The 6309-nt window shown below is 73.5% G+C and carries 8 protein-coding genes; 6 read left to right on the top strand and 2 right to left on the bottom strand.

The window, feature by feature from the left end:
- Positions 1 to 74 precede the first annotated feature (74 nt).
- Positions 75 to 383 carry a hypothetical protein gene (locus NH339_RS07935; RefSeq protein WP_253024174.1) on the bottom strand — a complete coding sequence of 103 codons (309 nt, stop codon included), beginning with the start codon at positions 381 to 383 and terminating at the stop codon, positions 75 to 77.
- Between the two features lie 92 nt (positions 384 to 475).
- Between NH339_RS07935 and NH339_RS07940 the strand changes: the two genes are divergently transcribed.
- Entirely contained in the window at positions 476 to 1105 is a 630-nt protein-coding gene (locus NH339_RS07940; RefSeq protein WP_253024176.1) for an alpha-ketoglutarate-dependent dioxygenase AlkB, read from the top strand.
- A 673-nt stretch (positions 1106 to 1778) separates the two neighbouring features.
- On the opposite strand, the gene NH339_RS07945 is transcribed toward NH339_RS07940, so the two are convergent.
- Positions 1779 to 2456 (bottom strand): Crp/Fnr family transcriptional regulator, encoded by a 678-nt coding sequence (locus NH339_RS07945; RefSeq protein WP_370189078.1) that lies wholly within the window; start codon positions 2454 to 2456, stop codon positions 1779 to 1781.
- Between the two features lie 101 nt (positions 2457 to 2557).
- Between NH339_RS07945 and nth the strand changes: the two genes are divergently transcribed.
- The 5 genes from nth to NH339_RS07970 form a co-directional block, all read left to right on the top strand.
- Positions 2558 to 3289, top strand: coding sequence for an endonuclease III (gene nth / locus NH339_RS07950; RefSeq protein ID WP_253024180.1), 732 nt, complete (start codon positions 2558 to 2560; stop codon positions 3287 to 3289).
- Positions 3286 to 3915 (top strand): TlpA disulfide reductase family protein, encoded by a 630-nt coding sequence (locus NH339_RS07955; protein WP_253024182.1) that lies wholly within the window; start codon positions 3286 to 3288, stop codon positions 3913 to 3915. The genes nth and NH339_RS07955 overlap by 4 nt, the downstream gene beginning before the upstream one ends.
- Positions 3912 to 4607, top strand: coding sequence for a CoA pyrophosphatase (locus NH339_RS07960; RefSeq protein WP_253024184.1), 696 nt, complete (start codon positions 3912 to 3914; stop codon positions 4605 to 4607). Before NH339_RS07955 ends, NH339_RS07960 begins: the two co-directional genes overlap by 4 nt.
- Positions 4604 to 5779 (top strand): MarP family serine protease, encoded by a 1176-nt coding sequence (locus NH339_RS07965; RefSeq protein ID WP_253024186.1) that lies wholly within the window; start codon positions 4604 to 4606, stop codon positions 5777 to 5779. Before NH339_RS07960 ends, NH339_RS07965 begins: the two co-directional genes overlap by 4 nt.
- Positions 5779 to 6309, top strand: a 531-nt coding sequence (locus tag NH339_RS07970) for a hypothetical protein (protein ID WP_253024188.1), incomplete at its 3' end; no start/stop codon positions are given. The genes NH339_RS07965 and NH339_RS07970, both read left to right, overlap by 1 nt.

Raw genomic sequence — 6309 nt, forward strand, 5'->3', positions numbered from 1 at the left:
CGATGGGTCCGGGACGTCGTCACGTCGGGGCGGGCTGCCGGGGCGGGTGCCGGCCCCTGGTGGACTGCTCGGACTCAGGCGCCGAAGGTCGGGGGAGCCTGGTCGAGACGTCCGGGGTGCAGCCAGCGGGTGATGATGACCCGCAGGGTGCTCAGGGCGTCGTCGGCGCGGCGCTCACCGGCGTCCTGCACGTCGGCGTGCGTCCGCAGCAGCGCGGCGAGCCAGAGGCCGGCCTCGCCGGGGTCGAGCTCGCGGTCGGCGGTGCCGTCGCGCATGGCCCCGAGGAGCAGCTCGGTGAGCTCGGACTGCACCCCGGCGTCGACGGTGGCGCGGGTGTCGACGATCTCGTCGACCCGGTCCAGCAGGGCGTCCCAGGCGCTCATAAGAGCAGCCTAGTGGGCCCTGCGCAGCGGATCGGACCGCGTCGCGCGCGTCGCACCTAGAACATCTGTTCGAACCAGCCTATCCTGCTGGGGTGTGGTTCCAGGGTTCGCTGCTCGACGTCGGCGACGAGGCGGTCGTCGGCTCGTTGGGCCCGGCGGTGCAGCGTCGCGAGCTGACGCACGGCGCCTGGGTCGACGTCCGTCCCGGCTGGGTGCAGGGCGCCGACCCGCTGTTCCTCTCCTTGCAGACGGAGGTGCGCTGGCGGGCCGAACGTCGCCAGATGTACGACGAGACGGTCGACGTCCCGCGTCTGCTCGCGCACTTCGGCGCCGCTGACACCCTTCCGCACCCGGCGCTCGACGCCGCACGCGACGCCCTGAACGTGCACTACGCCGACGAGCTCGGCGAGGAGTTCGTCACCGCCGGCCTGTGCTACTACCGCGACGGCCGCGACAGCGTCGCCTGGCACGGCGACCGCATCGGTCGAGGTCGGGCCGAGGACACCATGGTCGCCATCCTGTCGCTCGGCGCACCCCGCCGCCTCAGCCTGCGGCCCGTCGACCACGGCGCCGGCGACACCATCGGCTTCGTCGTCGGCCACGGCGACCTCCTCGTCATGGGCGGCTCCTGCCAACGCACCTGGGAGCACGCCGTCCTCAAGACCGCCAAGCCTGTCGGTCCGCGCATCAGCGTCCAGTTCAGGCCGCGGGGGGTGTTGTAGGGGCTGGGGCTCGGCGGGGGGCTGCTGCTGCGCTGCTGTCGGGGGTCTGGGCTTGCTGGTGCGCTGCCTCGGCTGGTGCTGGGGGTGGTCTCCGAAAGGGCCTTGACCGGGTGGTTGGCGGGCGCGCTGGTCTGGGGTCTCGGGTTGCGGGTTGCGCTCGGGGTGGACGCAAGGATGTGCGTTCGTGGGCGGGTGGCCAAGGATGCTGCGTTGGCTACGGGATCCCGTCACCAGCGCAGAAGTGTTCGACCTCGCGCGCGCCAAGGCAGAGTCTTGGGTGCACTTTGGGGTGGGGTGGGCAGCGCTTCTCCCTTCTCGTGGCACGGTCCACGAGAAGGGAGAAGCGCTGCCACGTCTGACCCCGCTGGCGGTGGATCTGCCACCTGGAGAGCCCTCAGAAGGTGGCAGATCCACCGATGGGACGCGCCAACGCAGAATCTTGCGTCCCCAGCGCGAGCCACAGCCCGAGAACCCGAGCTGCCGCCGGTCCCAGCCGCCCGGTCGAGGCCCTTTCGGAGCGCAGGTCGACGACAAGCCGCGCCAGCGCAGCCCCACCCCAACGAGAAGCCGCGCCGACGCAGCCCCACCCGAGAGAGAAGCCGCCCCCGCACCTGCAGGACCCCTCGACGCCACGAGCCCCCGACCACACGGTCGGGGGCTCGTCGCGACGGGCTCAGCGCGCGCGGCGCTGGAGACGTTCGAGGTCGAGGATGACGACCGAGCGGGGCTCGAGGCGCAGCCAGCCGCGGGACGCGAAGTCGGCGAGTGCCTTGTTGACGGTCTCGCGGGAGGCGCCGACGAGCTGGGCCAGCTCCTCCTGGGTGAGGTCGTGGTTCACGTGCACGCCGTCCTCGGCCTTGCGACCGAAACGGCTCGCGAGGTCCAGGAGGGCCTTCGCGACGCGACCGGGCACGTCGGAGAACACCAGGTCGCCGACGACCTCGTTGGTGCGACGCAGGCGACCGGCGAGCTGGTTCAGCAGCGCCAGGGCGACCTCGGCGTGGCTGGACAGCACCGGCGTGAGCGCCTCGTGGCTCAGGCTCTGGACGGTGACGTCGGTGACCGACGTCGCCGTGGCCGAGCGGGGTCCGGGGTCGAAGAACGACAGCTCGCCGAACATCTGGCCGGGGCCGAGGATGGCGAGCAGGTTCTCGCGACCGTCGGGCGACGTGCGTCCGAGCTTGATCTTGCCCTCGGTGACGACGTACAGCTGGTTGCCGTCGTCACCCTCGTTGAAGAGGACCTCGCCACGCTTCAGGCTCAGCGGGGACATCGAGGCCTCGAGGGCTCCTGCGGCGTCGTCGTCGAGACCGGAGAAGAGCGGCGCTTGGCGCAGCACGTCGTCGTTCACGGGCATCCTTTTCGGCTGTTGATTCGGTCACAGTCTGTCCTACCAGGAGCTCGAACGCCACACGCCGGGCCGGTGTCGGTGCCGCCACGTACTCTGACGGCGTGCCACCTGCCGCCCCCGAGGCTCCCGTGAAGCCGCCGACGAGTCTCGTGCGCCGGGCGCGCAAGATCCACCGGGTGCTCGCCGAGACCTATCCGGAGGCCGGCTGCGAGCTCGACTTCCGCACTCCCTTCGAGCTGCTCGTGGCCACCGTACTCTCCGCCCAGACCACCGACCGACGGGTCAACGCCGTCACCCCCGTCCTGTTCGCCGCCTACCCCGACGCCGCGGCGCTGGCGGCGGCCGATCGTACGGCGGTCGAGGAGATCATCCGCTCCACCGGCTTCTACCGGGCGAAGACCGACAGCGTGCTCGGGCTGTCCGCCGCGCTCGTCGAGCGGTACGACGGCGAGGTGCCGGCCCGGCTGCGCGACCTCGTCACGCTGCCGGGCGTCGGTCGCAAGACGGCGAACGTGGTGCTGGGCAACGCCTTCGACGTTCCCGGCCTCACCGTCGACACCCACTTCGCCCGGCTCGTGCGTCGGTTCGAGTGGGTCGACGACGACGTCGCGAAGGACCCGGTCAAGACCGAGCACGCGGTGGGTGCGCTGTTCCCGCGCCGCGACTGGACGATGCTCAGCCACCGCCTGATCTGGCACGGCCGACGCCGCTGCCACGCGCGCAAGCCCGCCTGCGGTGCGTGCCCGGTGGCGCACTGGTGCCCGGCCTACGGCACGGGTCCCACCGATCCCGTCGAGGCCGCGCGGCTCGTCACCACGCAGGGTCGCGCGTGAGACGCCTCGCCGTCGCGGTCGCCGCGCTCGCGCTGCTCCTGGCCGGCTGCTCCGACGTCGAGACGAGCAGCGGCAAGCCGACGTTCGGCGGCGGCTCCCTCGACGGCGGCGACCCGCAGTCCGCGTCGGTACGCAGCGCCGTGCAGGACGCGGGCGTGCGTCCGTGCAGCGACCTCCCGCTCGCCGACGCGAGCGCCGAGGGCGACGGTGCGCTGCCGACGCTCGAGCTGCCCTGCCTGGGCGGCGACGGCAGCGTCGACCTCTCCCGGCTGCGCGGACCGGCGGTCGTCAACTTCTGGGCGAGCAACTGCAAGCCGTGCCGCGAGGAGCTGCCCCTGCTCGCGCGGCTGGACCGCGACACCGGCGACCGGCTGACGGTCGTCGGCCTCGACGTGCGCGACGCCGACCCCGACGCCGCGGTCGCGCTCGCGCGACGCTCGGGCGTCACCTACCCGCAGCTGTCCGACCCGACGTTCCGCACCCGCGGCGCGTTCCGGGTGCTCGGACTGCCGCAGACGGTCTTCGTCGACGCGCAGGGCAGGATGGTCGCCACCGAGCGGGTGCCGTACACCTCCTACGCCGACCTGACCGGTGCCGTCCGTCGACACCTGGAGGTGCAGCCGTGAGTCCTGAGTCCTCCGCCGGCTCGTCGTCGCCCGGTGGCGTGGCCGACGGCCTGCCGGAGTGGCTGCGCCCGCTCGCCGAGCTCGCCGGCTCCGTGCAGGCCGAGCAGCTCGCGCCCCGCTTCCCGCACCCGCCGGCGGACGCCCGCCCGGCCGCCGTCCTCATCTGCTTCGCCGAGGGGCCCGACGGCCCCGAGCTGCTGCTCACCGAGCGGGCGCCGACGCTGCGCAACCACGCCGGTCAGATCTCGTTCCCCGGTGGTGCGTGCGACCCCGGCGACGCCGACGCGGCCGCCACGGCGCTGCGCGAGGCCCACGAGGAGGTCGGGCTCGACCCGGCCGAGGTGACGGTGTTCGGCACCCTGCCGACGCTCTGGCTCCCGCCGAGCAACTTCGCGGTCACCCCCGTCCTCGGCTACTGGCGCTGCCCCCGACGACTCGCCGCCGTCTCGGCGGCCGAGGTGGGACGCGTCCTGCACCACCCGCTGCACCTGCTGGTCGACCCCGAGCGGCGGTTCAGCGTGGAGCACCCGTCCGGATGGCGCGGCCCGGCCTTCGAGATCGGCACCGAGATGCCGCTGTGGGGGTTCACCGCCGGCATCATCTCCCGTCTGTTCGAGCGGCTCGGCTGGGCCCAGCCCTGGGACGAGTCGGTCGTCCACCCGCTGCCCACCCCACCCCAGGAGCGCCCGTGAGCTCGCTCGACCTCGTCATCGCCGTCGTCGTGGTGGCGTACGCCGTCTCCGGCTACCTGCAGGGCTTCGTCGTCAACCTGGTGGCCACGGCCGGTCTCGTCCTCGGCGGGCTCGGCGCCATCTGGGTCGTGCCGCACCTGCTCGACCGGCAGAACGGCACCCTGACGACGTCGCTGCTGGCGCTCGGCCTGGTCATCGGCGCCGCGGCGATCGGTCAGGCCATCGGCACCTACATCGGCACCGACCTGCGCGGGGGGCTCACCGCGGGTCCGCTGCGCACGGTCGACGCCGTCGGCGGGGCCGCCCTGAGCGTCGTCGGCGTGCTCATCGCGTCGTGGGCGCTCGGCTACGCGGTCAGCGGCACCTCGATCCCGTGGCTGGCGAAGGCCGCACGCGACTCGACCGTGCTCGCGAAGGTCAACGACGTCATGCCGTCGACCGCCACCGACACGCTGCGTGCGTTCAGCCGCACGCTCGACGCCAACCTCTTCCCGCGCTACATCGACCCGTTCGCCGACGAGAAGATCGCCGCCGTCGGCCCGCCCGACGCAGCCACCCTGTCCCAGCCGGGCGTGCAGCGGGCCTCACGCAGCGTCGTGAAGATCGTGGGCTCCGCCGAGTGCGGCCGGGGGATCGAGGGGTCGGGCTTCGTGTACGCGCCCGGCCGGGTCATGACCAACGCGCACGTCGTCGCGGGCGTCGACCAGCCGGTGGTCACCGTGGAGGGCGAGCGTCGCCTCGACGGTCGGGTCGTCGTGTTCGACCCCGAGCTCGACCTCGCCGTCATCGCCACCGACGACCTCGGCGTGCCGGCGCTGCGGTTCGACACCCAGGGGACGGCGGGCCAGGAGGCGGCCGTGCTCGGCTACCCCGAGAACGGGCCCTTCGACGCACGGGCGGCCCGCATCCGCTCCCAGCTCACGCTGCGCAGCCCCGACATCTACGACCGGGGTCAGGTGCTGCGCGAGGCGTTCTCCGTGCGCAGCCTCGTCCGCTCCGGCAACTCCGGCGGCCCGCTGGTCTCGACCGACGGCACGGTGCTGGGCGTCATCTTCGCGGCGTCGATCTCCGACAGCTCCACCGGCTACGCGGTCACCGCGGAGCAGGCGCAGGACGACGCACGCGTCGGCCGCTCGGCGACCCAGCAGGTCGACACCGGGCGATGTGCGTGATGCGCGGGTTCCTGGCGGCGGTGTCCGGGCTCGTGGCGGTCGTCGCGCTCGCGGTGACGCTGCCGTCCGCGTGGGTGGCGGCGTCGGTGGCCGACGAGGACGGGTTCGTCTCCCTGTCGCGCGACGTGGTCACCGACCGTGCGGTGCAGGACGCGGCCTCGGACCTGCTGACGACGCGGCTCGAGCGCGAGGCCGGCCTGCCGCCGCAGCTGGCCGAGACCGGGCGCCGGCTGCTCGAACGGGCCACCGACCGCGTCTTCGACGACCCGCAGCTGTCCGGTGCGTGGGCGCAGACGCTGCGCCGCACCCACGCCGCGCTGCTCGACGACCCCTCCGCGGGCTCGGGGCAGGTGCCCGTCCCCCTTGACCTCGCGCCCCTGGCACGGCTCGCCGCCGAGCGCACCGACGGCCTCGTCGACGCCCCCGACCGGCTCGTGGTCGAGCTGCCCGGCGGACCCGACGCGCGGGCGCTGCGTCTGGTCGACCGGTCCCCGGGAATCGCGCTGGCCGCTGGCCTTGTCGCGGCGGTC

Source organism: Aeromicrobium sp. CnD17-E, assembly GCF_024124745.1.
GTDB lineage: Bacteria > Actinomycetota > Actinomycetes > Propionibacteriales > Nocardioidaceae > Aeromicrobium.